Source organism: Bifidobacterium phasiani, from assembly GCF_019331775.1.
Lineage (GTDB): Bacteria > Actinomycetota > Actinomycetes > Actinomycetales > Bifidobacteriaceae > Bifidobacterium > Bifidobacterium phasiani.
In genome coordinates, this window is sequence record NZ_JAHBBD010000017.1 from 14,632 (window position 1) to 32,107 (window position 17,476).

Annotated in this window: 12 protein-coding genes and 1 tRNA gene; 12 read left to right on the forward strand and 1 reads right to left on the reverse strand. The window is 71.5% G+C overall.

Annotated elements, in window-relative coordinates:
* Positions 1 to 185 precede the first annotated feature (185 nt).
* Positions 186 to 812 carry a CYTH domain-containing protein gene (locus tag KIH73_RS07640; RefSeq protein WP_219082185.1) on the reverse strand — a complete coding sequence of 209 codons (627 nt, stop codon included), beginning with the start codon at positions 810 to 812 and terminating at the stop codon, positions 186 to 188.
* A 182-nt stretch (positions 813 to 994) separates the two neighbouring features.
* Here KIH73_RS07640 and KIH73_RS07645 point away from each other — a divergent pair.
* The 12 genes from KIH73_RS07645 to araA all read left to right on the forward strand — a co-directional run bounded on the left by KIH73_RS07645 (position 995) and on the right by araA (position 17,451).
* Positions 995 to 1,067, forward strand: a tRNA-Arg gene (locus tag KIH73_RS07645).
* 145 nt (positions 1,068 to 1,212) lie between these two features.
* A complete protein-coding gene (locus KIH73_RS07650; protein ID WP_219082187.1) occupies positions 1,213 to 2,640 on the forward strand; it encodes an amino acid permease in 1,428 nt (475 codons plus the stop codon).
* Between the two features lie 112 nt (positions 2,641 to 2,752).
* Positions 2,753 to 3,142, forward strand: a complete 390-nt coding sequence (locus KIH73_RS07655; protein WP_219082189.1) for a Rid family detoxifying hydrolase — start codon at positions 2,753 to 2,755, stop codon at positions 3,140 to 3,142.
* Between the two features lie 473 nt (positions 3,143 to 3,615).
* Positions 3,616 to 5,412, forward strand: coding sequence for an arginine--tRNA ligase (gene argS, locus KIH73_RS07660; RefSeq protein WP_219082191.1), 1,797 nt, complete (start codon positions 3,616 to 3,618; stop codon positions 5,410 to 5,412).
* A 242-nt stretch (positions 5,413 to 5,654) separates the two neighbouring features.
* A complete protein-coding gene (locus KIH73_RS07665) occupies positions 5,655 to 7,250 on the forward strand; it encodes a diaminopimelate decarboxylase family protein (protein WP_219082193.1) in 1,596 nt (531 codons plus the stop codon).
* Between the two features lie 141 nt (positions 7,251 to 7,391).
* Positions 7,392 to 8,705 carry a homoserine dehydrogenase gene (locus KIH73_RS07670; protein WP_219082195.1) on the forward strand — a complete coding sequence of 438 codons (1,314 nt, stop codon included), beginning with the start codon at positions 7,392 to 7,394 and terminating at the stop codon, positions 8,703 to 8,705.
* A gap of 97 nt (positions 8,706 to 8,802) precedes the next feature.
* On the forward strand, positions 8,803 to 9,852 hold the full coding sequence (locus KIH73_RS07675; protein ID WP_219082197.1) for a homoserine kinase: 1,050 nt from the start codon (positions 8,803 to 8,805) through the stop codon (positions 9,850 to 9,852).
* Between the two features lie 265 nt (positions 9,853 to 10,117).
* Entirely contained in the window at positions 10,118 to 11,581 is a 1,464-nt protein-coding gene (locus tag KIH73_RS07680) for a Maf family protein (protein WP_219082199.1), read from the forward strand.
* Positions 11,582 to 11,898: 317 nt separating this feature from the next.
* Complete coding sequence (locus KIH73_RS07685) at positions 11,899 to 12,975, forward strand: LacI family DNA-binding transcriptional regulator (RefSeq protein ID WP_219082254.1); 1,077 nt, start codon at positions 11,899 to 11,901, stop codon at positions 12,973 to 12,975.
* 353 nt (positions 12,976 to 13,328) lie between these two features.
* Positions 13,329 to 14,960: a xylulokinase gene (locus tag KIH73_RS07690; RefSeq protein WP_219082201.1), complete on the forward strand. Its 1,632-nt coding sequence runs from the start codon at positions 13,329 to 13,331 to the stop codon at positions 14,958 to 14,960.
* 96 nt (positions 14,961 to 15,056) lie between these two features.
* Positions 15,057 to 15,749 (forward strand): L-ribulose-5-phosphate 4-epimerase, encoded by a 693-nt coding sequence (locus KIH73_RS07695; protein ID WP_219082203.1) that lies wholly within the window; start codon positions 15,057 to 15,059, stop codon positions 15,747 to 15,749.
* A gap of 184 nt (positions 15,750 to 15,933) precedes the next feature.
* Positions 15,934 to 17,451, forward strand: coding sequence for an L-arabinose isomerase (gene araA / locus KIH73_RS07700; protein ID WP_219082205.1), 1,518 nt, complete (start codon positions 15,934 to 15,936; stop codon positions 17,449 to 17,451).
* Positions 17,452 to 17,476 lie beyond the last annotated feature (25 nt).

Below are 17,476 nucleotides of genomic sequence, written 5' to 3' on the forward strand. Positions count from 1 at the left end.
ATGTTCTGACGCCCCGGAAAGGCGTCCGGACGCCGACCGTCGGCGGACGCAGCCCGGCTTGGCCCGAGCCTGTCCCGGGGTTGATCCGGGCGTTGGGGGACGGCCGCATGGATGCGCCGGCGCCGGAACCGCGCGCAGGCCGCCGCCCCGGGCGTTGCCGGGCCGCAGCCGGGCCGCCGACGCGGTCAGCGCGCGCCGAAGCGCATGCGGTTGGTGCCGAAGATCTGCTCGAACCTGGGGCCCTGCTCGGCCAGCTCGCGCTCGAACTCGTCCTGCCACAGCGAGTACGGGTTCGCGGCCAGGCCGTCGTTCGAGAACCGCGGCTGGTCGGTCACCTCGGTGACGCAGAACGATGGGATCATCAGGTTCGTCACCGGGCCGCTGCGCTCGGCCTCCGCGATGACCAGCGGCGCGTTCGGCCCGCCGAACACGTCGATGCTCCAGCCGTCCTCGCCGATCCACGCCGAGAAGCGGTTCTTGACGATCACCTCGCCGCCGCGCCTGACGAGCTCCGCCGCGATGCGCGCGTCGATCTCGCGCTCGGCCTCGTAACGGGTGCCGCCCACGGACGGGCCCTTGACCGTGACCGACGCCTGACGGAACGCGTCCTGGTGCCGGGCGAGCACGTCGAGCGGGTTGGTGTCGACGGTCATCGGCTCGCGCACCGCGCGGGTCTGCAGACGGACCCGCAGCGCGTAGTTGCCCGAGTGCACGTAGTAGCTCTGCACGATCAGCGTCGGCGCGTCGCCGTCATCGAGCTGCGACGGCATCTCGCGGCAGAAGAACCGACGTTCGTACTCGAAATCATCCATGAACCCAGTCTAGTGCGGAAAACCGCGAAATCACGGCAATCTCAGCAGGTGACCACCATGTGGACGACCCCGCGGCCCCGCCCCGCGGGTGCCGGCGGCCGGCGTGCGCGCGACCCGTCCGGCGCGCGGCGACGACGCCGTGGCGCGGATAAGTCAAGCGGGCGTGTAAAGTAGAGGGGCGCGGGTCCGTAGCTCAGTGGATAGAGCGTCTGTCTCCGGAACAGAAGGTCGAGGGTTCGAACCCCTTCGGGCCCACAGGGCAAGCCCCGCGGCGTGGCCGGTTCGTCCGGCGTCGCCGCGGGGCTTTCGCATATCCGCGCACCCGCGCATGCCCGCGCGCCCGCCGCTCCGGCCGGCCGGACCGGGCCGGGGCGCGCGCCACGGAACACAGGAGGACCGCATGGCCGAACGACACGAGGATCCCGCCGCGGCGACGGACGGCGCCGCGCCCAACGGGCTGGAACGCAAGATGGGCTCGCGCCACCTGACCATGATCTCGCTGGGCGGCGTGATCGGCACCGGGCTGTTCGTCAGCTCCGGGTACACCATCCACCAGGCCGGTCCGCTCGGCGCGATCCTCGCGTACGTGGTCGGCTCGCTGCTGGTGTACTTCGTGATGCTCAGCCTCGGCGAGCTCTCCGTGGCGATGCCGTACGCCGGCAGCTTCCACCTGTACGCCAAGCGGTTCATCGGTCCGGGCACCGCGTTCACGATCGCCGTGCTGTACTGGCTGAACTGGACCGTCGCGCTCGCCTCGGAGTTCACCGCGGCCGGGCTGCTGATGCAGCGGTGGTTCCCGGACTCGCCCGCGTGGGCGTGGAGCGCGGCGTTCATCGTGGTGGTGTTCGCGCTCAACATCCTGTCGGTGCGGCTGTACGGCGAGGCCGAGTTCTGGTTCGCCAGCGTCAAGGTGCTGGCCATCGTCGCCTTCATCGTCGTCGGGCTGCTGGCGGTGTTCGGCGCGATCCCCATCGCCGGGTACGCGCATGCGCCGCTGTTCGGCAACTACGTGGCCGACGGGCTGTTCCCCAACGGCGTGCTGCCGGTCTTCTCCACGCTGCTCACCGTGATCTTCGCGTTCTCCGGCACCGAGGTGCTGGGCGTGGCCGCCGGCGAGACGAAGGACCCCGGCACGGCGATCCCCAAGGCCATCCACACCAGCGTGCTGCGGCTGGCGATCTTCTTCATCGGCTCGATCGCGGTGATGGCGGCGCTGATCCCCTGGCACGAGTCCGGCGTGGACACCAGCCCGTTCGTGCTGGTGTTCCAGAGCATCGGCATGCCGTTCGCAGGCGACCTGATGAACTTCGTCGTGCTCACCGCGGTGCTCTCCGCCGCCAACTCGGGGCTGTACGTCAGCTCGCGCATGGTCTGGTCGCTCGCCAGGGAGCGCATCATCCCGCCGGTCCTGGGCCGGACGAACTTCCACGGCGTGCCGGTGTGGGCGGTGCTGGCCAGCATGGCGGGCAGCCTGCTGGCGCTGCTGTCGTCGGTGGTGGCGGCCTCGACCGTGTACCTGGCGCTGGTGTCGATGTCCGGCCTGGCGACGCTGGTCGTCTGGCTGTCGGTGGTCGTGTGCCACCTGCGGTTCCGCAGGGAGTGGGTCGGCGCCGGCCACGACCCCGACGAGCTTGGATACCGGGCGTGGGGCTACCCGGTCATCCCGTGGATCGCCGTCGCGATGTGCGTGTTCGCGCTGGTGCTGGTCGCCGTCGACCCCTCGCAGCGCACGACGCTGATCGCCCTGATCCCATGCGTGCTCGCGTGCTACGGCTACTACTACGGGCGGCTGGCGTGGCGCCGGCGCCACGGCGCGGCGGAGGGGTAGCGGCCCTCGCGTCCGGTCCATGGCCATGAAACACCGCGGCAACACGGAACGGTGCTAGGGTGCTTACGTTCCACGGCCCGCATCGGGCCACCGCAACGAGGAGGACACCGCAATGAACGAGGACATCAAGGAGATCGCCACCGCATCCGCGCCCGCCGCCCTGGGCGCCTACAGCCAGGCGGTGATGGCCAACGGATTCGTGTTCGTGTCCGGCCAGCTCGGCATCGACCCGGTCACCGGCGAGCTGGCGGGCGAAACCGCCGGCGAGCAGGCCGCCCAGGCGCTGAAGAACATCGCGAACATCCTGGGCGCCGCGGGCACCGACATGACGCGCGTGGTGCGCGCGACCATCTACCTCAAGCACGTCGATGACTTCGCCGAGGTCAACGCGCGCTACGCCGAGGTGTTCACCGGATCGGTCAAGCCGGCGCGGTGCGCGTTCGGCGGCAACGACATCCCCAAGGGCGCGCTGGTGGAGATCGACGCGATCGCCGCGGTGTGACGCGCGGCTGCGGCCCACGGAAACCGGTCGATGCGCCGGCATCTCGCCTAGATGTGGCGGATTTCGGGGGTTGCGGACATCCAATTGCGTTAGCTGAGGCAGCCTGGACGGGTGCCGGCGGGTATCGATGGCGGTATGACGCCATCGATACCCGGGGCGTCCCGTCCAGGCTGCCTCACGTAGTACAGATAGGTGTCCGCAAGGCGCCGAATCCGCTACAACTAAGCCGGATCATGCCCCAGGGGGCGCGATTCGGCCCGGTTCCGGCTGTCCGTGCCCGGTCGATCCGCGACGGCGGCGATGCGGTCCGATGCGCATGGCGCTTCGGCCGGTCGCGGCGGGGCCGTCCGGCGCGCAGGTCGGCGCCGCCGGCGGCGCAGGCCGGGGCCGCCCGGCGTCGGCCGCCGGTCTCGCGCGATCCCGCGCCCGGGGCGACGGCCCGCGCTGTCGGCACGCCCGGTATCCTTGGAAGAATGAGTCCAGAAGCGCTGAGTGAACTGATTTCCGGGATCGCCCACGACCTTGTCGCGCAAGGCAAGGCCGGCGATCTGACCGATGACCTGATCCCGCCCGTCGACAAGCTGACCGTGATGCGCCCGAAGGACCGCGCGCACGGCGACTGGGCCTCGAACATCGCGATGCAGCTGGCCAAGAAGGCCGGCATGAAGCCGCGCGACCTCGCCGAGCCGTTCGCCGAGGCGCTGCGCGGCGCCGACGGCATCGCCGCCGTGGAGGTGGCCGGCCCCGGCTTCGTCAACATCACGCTCGACTCCGCCTCCGCCGCGGCAGTGGTGGACAAGGTGCTCGCCGAGGGCGCCGCGTTCGGGCGGAACGACCATCTGGGCGGCGAGACGCTGAACCTCGAGTTCGTCTCCGCCAACCCGACCGGCCCGATCCACATCGGCGGCACCCGCTGGGCGGCCGTCGGCGACTCGATGGCCCGCGTGCTCGAGGCCAACGGCGCGAAGGTCGTGCGCGAATACTACTTCAACGACCACGGCGAGCAGATCAACCGCTTCGCCAAGTCCCTCGTCGCCGCCGCGCACGGCGAGGAGTGCCCGGCCGACGGCTACAAGGGCGCCTACATCGACGAGATCGCGCGGCGCGTCATCGACGAGGCCGCGGCCGACGGCGTGGACGTGCTGGCGCTGCCCCGCGTCGACGGCGGCGTGGACGCCGAGGGCAGGCCGCTGGGCGAGGGCGACTCCGAGCAGCGCGAGGAGTTCCGCCGCCGCGCGGTGCCGATGATGTTCGCCGAGATCCGCGAGTCGATGCGCAACTTCCGCGTCGCGTTCGACGTGTGGTTCCATGAGAACAGCCTGTACGAGGACGGCGAGGTCGAGCGCGCGATCGCCGACCTGCGCGAGCGCGGCGACATCTACGAGAAGGACGGCGCCACCTGGTTCGCCTCCACCCGGCACGGCGACGACAAGGACCGCGTCATCGTCAAGTCCGACGGCAACTACGCGTACTTCGCCGCGGACATCGCGTACTACCGCAACAAGCGCCACCGCGAGGCGAACCCCGCGGACGTGGCGATCTACATGCTCGGCGCCGACCACCACGGCTACATCGGCCGTATGATGGCGATGTGCGCCGCCTTCGGCGACGAGCCGGGCGTGAACATGCAGATCCTCATCGGCCAGCTGGTCAACGTGGTCAAGGACGGCAAGCCCGTGCGCATGTCGAAGCGCGCCGGCAACGTCGTGACGATCGACGACCTGGTCGAGGCCGTCGGCGTGGACGCCGCGCGCTATTCGCTGGCCCGAACCGACTACAACACCCCGGTCGACATCGACCTCGACCTGCTGGCCTCGCACACCAACGAGAACCCGGTGTACTACGTGCAGTACGCGCACGCCCGCGCCTGCAACGTGGACCGCAACGCCGCCGACGCCGCCATCACCTACGAGGGCGCCGACCTGTCGCTGCTGGACACCGAGGCCGACGGCGAGGTGCTCGCCGCGCTGGCCCAGTGGCCGGCGCTGCTGTCGCTGGCCGGCGACCTGCGCGCCCCGCACCGCGTGGCCCACTATCTGGAGGACCTCGCGGCGACCTACCACAAGTGGTACAACGTCGAGCGCGTGGTGCCGATGGCGCTGACCGACCCCGAGGAGCGGCAGGACGACGCCGCGCGCGAGGCGCTGCGCATCGCCAAGTGCCCCGAGCCGGCCCGTGCGGCCGCGCGTCTGAGGCTCAACGACGCCGTGCGCACGGTGATCGCCTCGGGCCTCGACCTGCTCGGCGTCACCGCGCCGGAGAAGATGTGACGGCCGCACGGCCCCGCATCCCGTCGCGCCGCGCGTGAAACACCGCGTGAAACGTCTGTGAAACACCGCGTGAAACACTGAGTGCGTCATCGCGCGGCGACGGCGCGGGACGCCGGACGCGGACCGTACGGTCCGCCCGCCGGCCCGCGCCGCGGAATCGGACCCGCCCGTCGCCCGCGACGCGGCGGGTCCGGCGTACCGCCGGCGCACCCGGCGGACGGAACCGATGAATGGAGAGAATCATGGCTGTCACCCCCATCTGGCCCGAGGCCACGGCGATCGACGCCGACGGCGCGCTGACCTTCCACGGGCGCACCGCGGCCGGGCTGCTCGACGAGTTCGGCTCGCCGCTCTACCTCATCGACACCGACGAGGTGTCCGCGCGCGCCAGGCGCTTCGTGCGCGCCGCCGCCGACGCGTTCGCCAACACGACCACGCACGTCAGCTTCGCCGGCAAGGCGTTCCTGTCCAAGGAGGTGGCCCGCATCGTGGCCGACGCGGGCATGCTGGTCGACACCTGCTCGATGGGGGAGATGCGCATCGCCCTGGCCGCCGGCCTGCCCGGCCGCCGCCTGGTGCTGCACGGCAACAACAAGTCGGACGAGGAGATCGCGCTCGCCGTCGAGCAGGGGTTCGCGAAGATCGTCGTGGACTCGCCCGACGAGCCCGCGCGCATCGCCGCGATCGCCCGCCGCCTCGGCCGCCGCGCGCGCGTGATGCTGCGCGTGACCGCGGGCATCCACGCCGGCGGCCACGAGTTCATCTCCACCGCGCACGAGGACCAGAAGTTCGGCGTCCCGCTGCTGCCCGCCGGCGTCGACGCGGGCGTGCTGTCCGTGCTCGACGACCTCGCCGCGCTCAGCCCGGCCGCCGCCAACGCGCGCGTCGTGCCGGAGGGGACGCGGGGCGCGGACGGCCACGCCGACGCCGCCGACGGCGGGCGCGGACTGCGCTACGACGTGCGCTACCCGTACGACCTGCACGCCGAGGACCTGCCGGACGCCGACCGCGCGTTCGCCGCCGCGATGGAGGCGGTCGCCGACGGGCAGGCGGTGGCCGTGCTCAAGGACATCCTGCGCCGCGGCGAGGATCTGGAGCTCGTCGGCATCCACTCGCACATCGGCTCGCAGATCCACGACGCGAACGCCTTCGTCGAGGCCGCCAAGCGCATGATGCTGCTGCGCAAGACCTTCTACGCCACCGACGCGTACACGCTGCCGGAGGTCGACCTCGGCGGCGGCTACTCGGTGGCCTACACCGACGGCGAGGACTCGATGGACATCGACGTCGAGCTGCGCCGCCTGGCCGAGGCCGTCGCCGCCGTCAACCGCGCGCTCGGCATGCCCGCGCCGGTCGTCTCCTTCGAGCCGGGCCGCTGGATCGTGGCGCCCGCCGGCGTGACGCTGTACCGCGTCGGCACCGTCAAGCCGGTGCATCTGCCCGCCGGCACCGTCGACTCGCACGGCGAGCCGATCGACGAGCGCGTGTACGTCTCCGTCGACGGCGGCATGAGCGACAACATCCGCCCGGCGCTGTACGGCGCCGACTACACGGCGCGGCTGGCGAACCGCGCCGGCTCGGCGGACACGATGCTGGCGCGCGTGGTCGGCATGCACTGCGAGTCCGGCGACATCGTCGTGCGCGAGTGCCGGCTGCCCGCCGACCTGCGCCGCGGCGACGTCCTGGCCGTGCCGGTGACGGGCGCGTACGGCCGCACGATGGCCAGCAACTACAACCAGGCGCTGATCCCGGCCGTGGTCGCGGTGGGCGGGGCCGGCGCGCACGTCATGCTGCGCCGCCAGAGCGTCGACGACCTGCTCGCCCTGGACGCCGGCTGATCGCCGGGGCCGGGCGGCCCGCGGCGAATGTGAGACGCCGGCCGTCCGTGTCGGATTCGTTTCGTAGGATGAAAACCGTACGTCCCGGGCCGCCGGAGCGTACGGTTTTCGGCATTCGGCTTCGGTTAGGAAGGATGATCCGTGGCACTGCATCATGAAGCCCCAATCCGCGTCGGCCTGTTGGGCGCGGGCACCGTCGGTTCGCAGACCGCCCGTCTGCTCGTCGAGCAGAAGGACGAGCTCTCCCAGCGCATCGGGCGCGACATCGAGCTCGGCGGCGTCGCCTGCCTGGACCCGGACGAGGTGGACTTCCCGTGGATCGACCGGTCGCTGCTGACCTCGGACACGATGGCCGTGGCCACGAACGCCGACATCGTCGTCGAGCTGATCGGCGGTCTGGAGCCGGCGCGCACCTTCGTGCTCGCCGCCATCGAATCCGGCGCCTCCGTGGTCACCGCCAACAAGGCGCTGCTGGCCAAGCACGGCCCCGAGATCTACCAGGCCGCCGCCGACAAGGGCGTGGACATCTACTTCGAGGCCGCGGTCGGCGGCGCGATCCCGATCGTGCGCCCGCTGCGCGAGTCGCTGGTCGGCGACAAGGTCACCAGCATGCTCGGCATCGTCAACGGCACCACCAACTACATCCTCGACGAGATGACCACCAAGGGCCTGGACTTCGACGTCGCGCTGCGCGACGCGCAGGCCAGGGGCTACGCCGAGGCCGACCCGACCGGCGACATCGAGGGCCACGACGCGGCGAACAAGGCCGCGATCATGGCCACGCTCGGCTTCCACACCAACGTGGGCATCGACGACGTGACCGTCGAGGGCATCACGAGGATCACCGCCGACGACATCGCCGCCGCCGCCGCCGAGCACAAGGTCGTCAAGCTGCTCGCCGTCGTGGAGAACGGCGAGGCCGGCGTCTCCGCGCGCGTCTACCCGGCGCTGATCGACGAGAACCATCCGCTGGCCTCGGTGCACGGCAGCTTCAACGCCGTGTTCGTCAAGGCCGAGGCGGCCGACGACCTGATGTTCTACGGCCGCGGCGCCGGCGGCGCCCCGACCGCCTCCGCGGTCGTCGGTGACGTCGTGACCGTCGCGCGCCACATCGCGCAGGGCTGCACCGGCCCGGTCATCCCGATGTACAACGACCTGCCGAAGGCGCCGATCGAGGCGTCGAAGGCCGCGTTCGCCGTGCGCTTCCTGATCCACGACAAGCCGGGCGTGCTCGCCGCCATCGCCGCGGAGTTCGCCAAACGCGGCGTGTCCATCAACGGCGTCAACCAGGACCTCAAGCCCACGCTGCACGATCCGGGCTATTCGGGCGAGCTCCAGCAGCTGCGCATCGTGACGCACCTGACCGACGAGGCCACGCTGCGCGACACCGTCAAGGCCGTGTGCGAGCTCGACTTCGTCACCGGCGAGCCGTCGATCCTGCGCGTGCTCGACTGACGCTTCCGGGCCCGCGCCGGGCGCGGGCCCGTCGCATACCGACAACCGATGGCCTCCGGCGCCCGCGCGGCGCCGGACGGCGGAGAGTGAGGCGGCAATGACCCCTGTGACCGATCGCGTGCACGTGCGCGTCCCCGCGACCAGCGCGAACCTGGGCTCCGGTTTCGACACGGTCGGCCTGGCGCTGGACTACCACGACGAACTGACCTTCACGCTCGACCCCGCGGGATCCGGGGCCCGGGTCTGCATCGAGGGCGAGGGCGCGGACAGCCTGCCGCGCGACGAGACCCATCTGGTCGTCTCGACGTTCCGGCGCGCCTGCCGGACCTTCGGCCTGGGCCATCTCGGATTCACGCTGGAGGCGCGCAACCGCATCCCGCAGGCGCGCGGCATGGGCTCATCCGCCGAGGCGATCGTGGCCGGCATCGCCGCGGCCGCGGCCTTCGCGCAGGACGGGCCGCTGAACCGCCAGGCCATCTTCGAGCTCGCCGCCACGATCGAGGGCCATCCCGACAACGTGGCCCCGGCGGTATTCGGCGGGCTGACCGTCTCGTGGGACTTCTCGACCGCCGAGGGCGTCGGCTCGGTGCCGATCCCGGGCGGCGAGCCGCTGCACGGCGGCTTCCACACGGTCAACTATCCGGTCGATCCGGCCATCACCGCGGCGGTGTTCGTCCCCGACTACGAGCTGTCCACCGAGAAGGCTCGGCAGGCACTGCCCGCGCAGCTGCCGTACCGCGACGCGGTCTACAACGTCTCGCGCGTCGGCCTGCTGCCGGCGGCGATGAACCCCGGCCAGCTCGCCGCGCCCGCCGGCGATGCGGCCGCCGGAACCGAAGCGGGCCGCACCGAGGCCGTGGCCCTGGCCGCGGAATCGAACACGCTGCTGTTCGCGGCGACGCAGGACCGCCTGCACCAGCCGTACCGCGCCGCGCTGATGCAGCCCTCCTGGGACCTGATCGGCAGGCTCCGCTCCCACGGCTACGCCGCCGCGGTGTCCGGCGCCGGCCCCTGCGTGCTGGTGCTGCACTACGGCGACGCGCGCGAGGCCATCGACCGGCTGTCCGCCGACGAGCTGTCGTCCGGCCACTGGCGCGTGCTGCATCTGCCCATCGACCGGATGGGCGTGACCGTCGAGCGCGGCTGAGCGGCCGGCCGGGCCGCTTCGGTAGGCATTTCGGGCGTTCCGTAGGCACCCGCTGCGCGGTATCCGCGTGCGGCATGCCCGGTATTCCGCGGGGCCGCCGTCGCGGCGCCGCGGCCAGGGCGCCTACGGAACCGGATAAGTGCCTACTGAAGCCGCGACCCCGGGCGACGGGGCATAATCGCGATCCTCAACAACGGAACGCGGTCACTGTCTGACCATGCCCCCGGGCGACGGGGCGCAATCGGGGTGCGGTACAGTGGGCGGTATGACGATTCCGCTGATTCTTGCCTCCAAATCCGCCCCGCGCCGCGACGTGCTGTACTCGGCCGGCGTATGCCCGACCATCCGCGTCTCGCATGTCGACGAACCCGCGGCGCTCCGGGCCGCGGCCGCCGCGCGCGGCGTGGACGTCGAGGCGCTCGGCGTCGACGAGCGGGTGACGATTCTGGCCGAGGCGAAGGCGCAGGCCGTGCACCGCGCCTACCGCGACGTCGCCGCGACGGCCGCGGCGGCGACGGGCGAGCGCGTGACGGCGTTCCCGCTCCGGGCCGACGCCGCCGACGCCGCCGAAGCGCCTGCGGAACAGGCCGGCGGGGAGACCGGAACCCCGGTCCCCGACGGCATGCACGGCATGATGCCCGCCTCGGGCAAGGGCTCGGACATCACCCGCGACTTCTCCGGCGTGCAGGTGCCGACCAGCGTCGCCCCGATCGCGGTGGAATCCGAGGGCGTGGGGCTGACCTCCGGCGCGGTCGGCCCGCTGATCCTGGGCTGCGATTCGATGTTCCTGTTCCACGGCGCATGCTACGGCAAGCCGCACGACGTCGAGGTCGCGCGCGAGCGGCTGCGCGCGATGCGCGGCGACAGCGGGGAGCTGTGGACCGGGCACTGCCTGATCGACTTCGCCACCGGCCGCGCGGCCAGGGGCGCGAGCCGGGCCGTCGTGCGCTTCGGCGACTATTCGGACCGTGACATCGAGCGGTACATCGCCACCGGCGAGCCGCTGGAGGTGGCCGGCTCGTTCACGCTCGAGGGCTTCGGCGGCGCGTTCATCGACGGCATCGAGGGCGATCCGCACGGCGTCATCGGGCTGAGCCTGCCGCTGGTGCGACGGCTCGCCGGCGAGCTGGGCGTCGACTGGACGGATCTGTGGAACGTGGCGCGCGGCGACCACGCCCCGGCCGCCAAGGCCGAGGGGGTGACCAGCCAGGCGGCGGGCGCGGTCCCGCCGAAGGACAACGTCCGCCAGCCCGGCGACGGGTGGATCGACTGCGCGTGCGGACGCCGTCACTGGGGGCTCAACGGCGCCTCCGGCGTGCTGCTCGCGCGGCGCGGGGCCGACGGCGCGGTGACGCACGTGGTGATGCAGCACCGCGCGCTGTGGAGCGCGGAGGGCGGCACCTGGGGCATCCCGGGCGGCGCCACCGCCGACGGCGAGAACGCGATCGAGGGCGCGCTGCGCGAATCCTACGAGGAGGCGAACATCACCCCCGAGGACATCGACGTGGTGGGCACCTGGCGCGAGGACCACGGCAACTGGGCCTACACCACGGTGTTCGCCTTCGAGAGGCCGGGGCATACGGTCACGCCGCGCGCGAACGACGACGAAAGCATGGAGATCGAGTGGGTGCCGATCGACGAGGTGCCCGAACGCAGGCTGCTCACCGCGATGCGCACCGACTGGCCGCGGTTCCGCGCGCGGCTCGACGCGCTCGCCGCCGGCCGGTAGGCCGGTCGGGCGCCGGTCGGCGGCCGGCGGCCGGAACGGTCCGGCGTCGCGGGCCGGCGGCGGGCGCGCCCGGCCGGTCCGGACGGTTCGGCGATGGCGTGACCGGATGGCGGTCCGGGTCGGTGACGGCATGGCCGTCCCCGCCCGATGTGAGCGCTCACTGTGTTATCGTGGGTCTACTGGGATGGTCGCCGCCGGGGCGCCCCTCCGCGCGACGACACCGCCGTCGGCCGCGGCGTCCGGCGACGGTGCGGCGGCCGCATGACGACCGAAGGGAGAGTCACATGGTTGCGGGGCGGGGAGAGAAGCGGCCTTCGATGTTCGAGGTGGCCAAGCTGGCCGGCGTCAGCCACCAGACCGTCTCGCGGGTGATCAACGACTCGCCGGACGTCTCCGACGCCACGCGGGCCAAGGTCCGGGCGGCCATCAAGGAGCTCGGCTACCGGCCCAGCAACTCGGCGCGCGCGCTGGCCTCGCACCGCTCTCGCACCATCGGGCTGATCGCGGGCGGCCTGCGGTTCTTCGGCCCGATCTCGGCCATCTCCTCGATCGAGTCGATGGCGCGGTCCCACGGGCTGTTCATGTCGGTGACGATGGTGCACGAGGCGCTGTGCTCGCAGGCCGATTTCGAGGAGCTGTGCGAGACCTTCGATCAGCAGAACGTGGACGCCTTCATCTTCCTGACGCCCACCGACGTGATGTTCTCCGCCGCGTGCCACGCGCAGGTGCGCCAGCCCCGGGTGTTCGTCACGTCCACGCACGGCGAGCTGGGCATCCGCGAGGGGGTGTCGGCGATCCGACCGGCCGACCGTCGCCGCGTCGCGTTCGCGGGCATCGACCAGTGGGGCGCGATGGCCGACGTCATGCATCTGGTCACCGAGTACGGCCACCGCAGTACGCTGTACTTCGCGGGGCCGCGCGAGTGGCGCGACGCCGCCACGCGCGCGGCCGCCTGGAACCAGCTGTGCCGGGAGCGCGCGGTGTCCTGCACGGTGGTGCGGTGCGGGAGCTGGGACTCCTCGGAGGCCTACTCGCGCATGAACCGCCTGCTCGACGAGCACGGGCGCGCCGGCGCCGAGCTGCCGACGGTCGTGGTCACCGCGAACGACAGCCAGGCCGTGGGCGTGGCGCGCGCGCTGCACGAGCACGGCCTGAGGATCCCGCAGGACATCAGCCTGGTCGGCTTCGACGACATGCCCGCGATGGACAACATGTTCCCGCCGCTGACGACCGTCAGGCCCGACTTCGAGCGGCTGGGCACGCTGGCGATGCGCGAGGTGCTGCGCCTGCTCGGCGAGGCCGACGACCCGGCCGGACCGGCCTCCCCGCACGGGGTGCGCCTGATCCCGGCGACCGTGATGCAGCGCAGTTCGCTGGGCCCGTCCCCGCGCTGACCCGGCGGCCCGCGGCCCGCGTCCCGCATGGCGCCGGCCCCATGCCGTAGTCCCGTCCGGCGCCCGCGTTCCGTCCGGCGCCGCCGCCTCCGCGCCGCGTTCCGTCCGGCGTCCCACGTCCCGCCCCGTGCCGCCGCCCCATGCCGCCTGTTCCGGCCGCCCGCGGGCCGTCGCTCCTCCTTCGGCGCGGCGGGGGGCGGGGACACGGCGGAGTTGTCAGTTCCCGATGACATGGGTACAATGGCAACTACAAATTGTGAGCGCTAACAACATGTCGTATCCCAAGCTTGTGAGCGCTCTCGGAACCGGCGGGCGGAGCAGCCCTGCCGTTGACGTGAAGGAGTGTGACGAGCATGGCACTGGACGCCTCCGAGCAGATCGCCGGCATCGCCGAGAAGATCCGCGCGGGCAAGACCTCGCTGGGCATCGAATTCGGGTCCACCCGCATCAAGGCCGTACTGATCGACGACACCTACCGCACCATCGCATCCGGCGACTACGGCTGGGCCAGCCACCTCGAGAACGGCCTGTGGAGCTACGGCGTCGACGAGATCTGGACCGGCCTGCGCACCGCCTACGCCGAGCTCGCCCACGACGTCGAGGCCGCGTACGGCGAGAAGCTGACCCGCGTCGGCCGCATCGGCTTCTCCGCGATGATGCACGGCTACCTCGCCTTCGACGCCGACGGCGAGCTGCTCGTGCCGTTCCGCACCTGGCAGAACACCAACACCCACGAGGCCCACGAGCGCCTCTCCGAGCTGTTCCAGTACAACATCCCCGAGCGCTGGTCGATCGCCCACCTGTACCAGGCCGTGCTCAACGGCGAGGAGCACGTCGGCCGCGTCGCCTTCTTCACCACGCTCGCCGGCTACGTGCACTGGAAGCTCACCGGCCGCAAGGTGCTGGGCGTGGGCGACGCCTCGGGCATGTTCCCGATCGACCCCGCCACCCGCACCTACGAAACGGCGTTCATCGAGCGCTTCGACGCCCTGCCGGAGATCGCCGCGCAGCCGTGGCGCCTCGAGGACCTGCTGCCCGAGCCGCTGGTCGCCGGCACCCCCGCCGGCGAGCTGACCGAACAGGGCGCGCGGCTGCTCGATCCGACCGGCACGCTCGAGCCCGGCATCACGCTCGCCCCGCCGGAGGGCGACGCCGGCACCGGCATGATGGCCACGAACTCCGTGCGCCAGCGCACCGGCAACGTCTCGGCCGGCACCTCGATCTTCGCGACGGTCGTGCTGGAGCGCAAGCTCGAGCGCCTGCACCCCGAGGTCGACCTCGTCGCCACCCCGGCCGGCGACCTGGCCGGCATGAGCCACGCCAACAACTTCACCTCCGACCTGAACGCCTGGGTCGGGCTGTTCGGCCAGTTCGCCGCGGCCCTCGGCCAGCCGGTCGACGCGGGCACGCTCTACGGCACGCTGTTCCGCGCCGCCATCGCCGACGACGTCGACGCCGACTGCGGCGGCCTGCTCAACTACCCGTTCCGCTCCGGCGAGTTCCTCGCCGGCCTGCCCGAGGGCCGCCCGCTGTTCGCCCGCGCCCCGGAGGCCCGCATGACGCTCGGCAACTTCATGCGCGCCCAGCTGTTCGGCGCGTTCTCGCCGGTCAAGATCGGCATGGACGTGATGACCAAGGACGAGGGCGTCGCCGTCGACTCGCTCGTCGGCCACGGCGGCATCTTCACCACCCCGAAGGTCGCGCAGAAGATCCTCGCCGCCGCGTTCGACACCCCGATCAAGGTCATGTCGACCGCCGCGGAGGGCGGCGCCTGGGGCATGGCCGTGCTCGCCGACTACCTGTGGCGCGCCGACATGCCGCTGGCCGACTACCTGGACGAACGCGTGTTCGCCGGCGCCGAGTCGACCACCGAGGACCCGGACCCGCGCGACGTGGCCGGATTCGAGGACTTCTTCGGCCGCTTCCAGCGCGGCCTGGACATCGAGCGGGCCGCGATCGCCGCGATCCCGCTCGAGGAGGACTGAACCCCGGGCGCCGGGGCCTCCGGCGCCCCCGACATACGACGTCGCGGCCGCGGCCGACGCGGCCGACGCGACACCGACAACAGAAAGGAACATCCCATGGCAACGTTGGCTGACTACGGCCCCGAGGTCCGCGCCGAGGTCAAGCAGGTCCGCGAGGTCGTCGCGCGCCTGCACGACCAGCTGATCAAGTGGAACCTCGTGGTGTGGACCGCGGGCAACGTCTCGCAGCGCCTGCACACCGCCGACCTGATGGTGATCAAGCCCTCCGGCCTGCGCTACGAGTACCTGACCCCGAGCTCGATGGTGGTGTGCGACCTCGACGGCAACGTCGTCGACGGCACCGAGTCCCCGTCCTCGGACACCGCGTCGCACTGCTACATCTACCGCAACATGCCGGACGTGTACGGCGTCGTGCACACCCACTCCACCTACGCGACCGCGTGGGCGGCCACCGGCCAGAACATCCCCTGCGGCCTGACGATGATGGGCGACGAGTTCGGCGGCGAGGTGCCGGTCGGCCCGTTCCGCCTGATCGGCTCCGAGGCTATCGGCGAGGGCGTCGTCGAGACGCTGAAGAAGTACCCGAAGTCCCCGGCGGTGCTCATGCAGAACCACGGCCCGTTCACGATCGGCAAGGACGCGGAGGCCGCGGTCAAGGCCGCCGCGATGACCGAGGAGGTCGCGCACACGATGTGGGCCGCCCGCCAGCTCGGCGACATCATCCCGATCCCGCAGGAGGACATCGACAAGCTTAACGACCGCTACCAGAACGTCTACGGGCAGCACTGACGCGATGGAGCGTCATCCGCACCGCAGCGGGTTCGACGTACCGTCGTACGCCTTCGCCCGCCGCGGCACGGATGCCGCACGCATCGCGCCAGTGCTGCCGGCTGGTCGGCCGGGAACGGCCGGCGCTGCAGCCGGCGTCACGCACTCAACCATCCACACAGCGAAGTAAAGGAACGAAACAACAATGACTATGGAAAACCCCTTCGAGGGCAAGGAGATCTGGTTCGCCGTCGGCTCCCAGGACCTGTACGGCGAGGAGGCCCTGCGCCAGGTCGCCCAGCAGTCCGCCGAGATCGTCGACTACCTCAACGGCACCGGCGCCATCCCGGTCAGGCTCGTGCTCAAGCCGACGCTGAAGTCCTCCGACGGCGTCAAGCGGTTCATGGTCGAGGCCTCGGCCAACCCGGCCGTCATCGGCGTGATCGCCTGGTGCCACACCTTCTCCCCGGCCAAGATGTGGATCCGCGGCCTCGAGGTGCTCACCAAGCCGCTGCTGCAGCTGAACACCCAGCACCACATGGAGATCCCGTGGGAGACCATCGACATGGACTTCATGAACCTGAACCAGGCCGCCCACGGCGACCGCGAGTTCGGCTACATCGTCTCCCGCCTGGGCATCGACCGCAAGATCGTGGTCGGCCACTACACCGACCCCGAGGTCGCCGAGCGGATCGCCGTCTGGGCCCGCGCCTGCGCCGGCTGGGACGCCTCCAACACGATGAAGGTCATGCGCTGGGGCGACAACATGCGCAACGTGGCCGTCACCGAGGGCGACAAGACCGAGGCCGAGCGCGTGTTCGGCGCCTCGATCAACACCTGGGCCGTCAACGAGCTCGTCGCCGCCTACGAGGCCGTCAAGGACGACCAGGTCAAGGCCATCATCGAGGACTACAAGGCCAAGTACGACGTGGCCCCCGAGCTGCTCGACTCCCGCTACGACTCGCTGTTCATCGCCGCCAAGGAGGAGGCCGCGATGATCAACATGATGAACGAGAACGGCTGCACCGCCGGCGTCGACAACTTCGAGGACCTCGGCGCCCTGCCGCAGCTGCCGGGCGTCGGCCCGCAGCGCTTCCCCTCCGAGTACGGCTTCGGCTTCTCCGCCGAGGGCGACTGGAAGACCGCCGTGCTCGTGCGCATCGGCGCCGTGATGGGCTACGGCCTCGAGGGCGGCGCCTCGCTGATGGAGGACTACTCCTACAACTTCGTGCCCGGCCATGAGATGAACATGGGCGCGCACATGCTCGAGGTCTCCCCGTCCATCGGCACGATCGCCAAGCCGCGCCTGGAGATCCACCCGCTGGGCATCGGCGGCAAGGCCGACCCGGTGCGCCTGGTGTTCACCGGCGCCCCGAAGAAGGACGCGGTCGTCGTCTCGATGTCGGACGTGCGCGAGCGCTTCCGCCTGCTGATGAACGTCGTCGACCTGGTCGAGCCGGAGGGCTCCCTCAAGGCCCTGCCGTGCGCCCGCGCGCTGTGGAAGCCGCAGCCGGACCTCAAGACCTCGGCCGAGTGCTGGCTGCGCGCCGGCGGCTCGCACCACACCTGCATGACCACCTCGGTGGGCCGCGAGGCGTGGGAGGACTTCGCCCGCATGGCCGGCGTCGAGCTGGCCGTCATCGACGAGACGACCGAGCCGCGCGCGTTCGAGCGCGAGCTGCAGCTCAGCGAGATGGTGCATCGCCTGAACAACCAGCACTGACACGACGCGGCGCGCCCAGGTCGCC

What these genes read in the sequence shown, in the direction of transcription:
- KIH73_RS07640 (WP_219082185.1), bottom strand. Translation starts at nt 812, where the DNA reads ATGGATGATTTCGAGTACGAACGTCGGTTCTTCTGCCGCGAGATGCCG.
- KIH73_RS07680 (WP_219082199.1), top strand. Translation starts at nt 10,118, where the DNA reads ATGACGATTCCGCTGATTCTTGCCTCCAAATCCGCCCCGCGCCGCGAC.
- KIH73_RS07685 (WP_219082254.1), top strand. Translation starts at nt 11,899, where the DNA reads ATGTTCGAGGTGGCCAAGCTGGCCGGCGTCAGCCACCAGACCGTCTCG.
- KIH73_RS07655 (WP_219082189.1), top strand. Translation starts at nt 2,753, where the DNA reads ATGAACGAGGACATCAAGGAGATCGCCACCGCATCCGCGCCCGCCGCC.
- argS (WP_219082191.1), top strand. Translation starts at nt 3,616, where the DNA reads ATGAGTCCAGAAGCGCTGAGTGAACTGATTTCCGGGATCGCCCACGAC.
- KIH73_RS07665 (WP_219082193.1), top strand. Translation starts at nt 5,655, where the DNA reads ATGGCTGTCACCCCCATCTGGCCCGAGGCCACGGCGATCGACGCCGAC.
- KIH73_RS07650 (WP_219082187.1), top strand. Translation starts at nt 1,213, where the DNA reads ATGGCCGAACGACACGAGGATCCCGCCGCGGCGACGGACGGCGCCGCG.
- KIH73_RS07695 (WP_219082203.1), top strand. Translation starts at nt 15,057, where the DNA reads ATGGCAACGTTGGCTGACTACGGCCCCGAGGTCCGCGCCGAGGTCAAG.
- araA (WP_219082205.1), top strand. Translation starts at nt 15,934, where the DNA reads ATGACTATGGAAAACCCCTTCGAGGGCAAGGAGATCTGGTTCGCCGTC.
- KIH73_RS07675 (WP_219082197.1), top strand. Translation starts at nt 8,803, where the DNA reads ATGACCCCTGTGACCGATCGCGTGCACGTGCGCGTCCCCGCGACCAGC.
- KIH73_RS07690 (WP_219082201.1), top strand. Translation starts at nt 13,329, where the DNA reads ATGGCACTGGACGCCTCCGAGCAGATCGCCGGCATCGCCGAGAAGATC.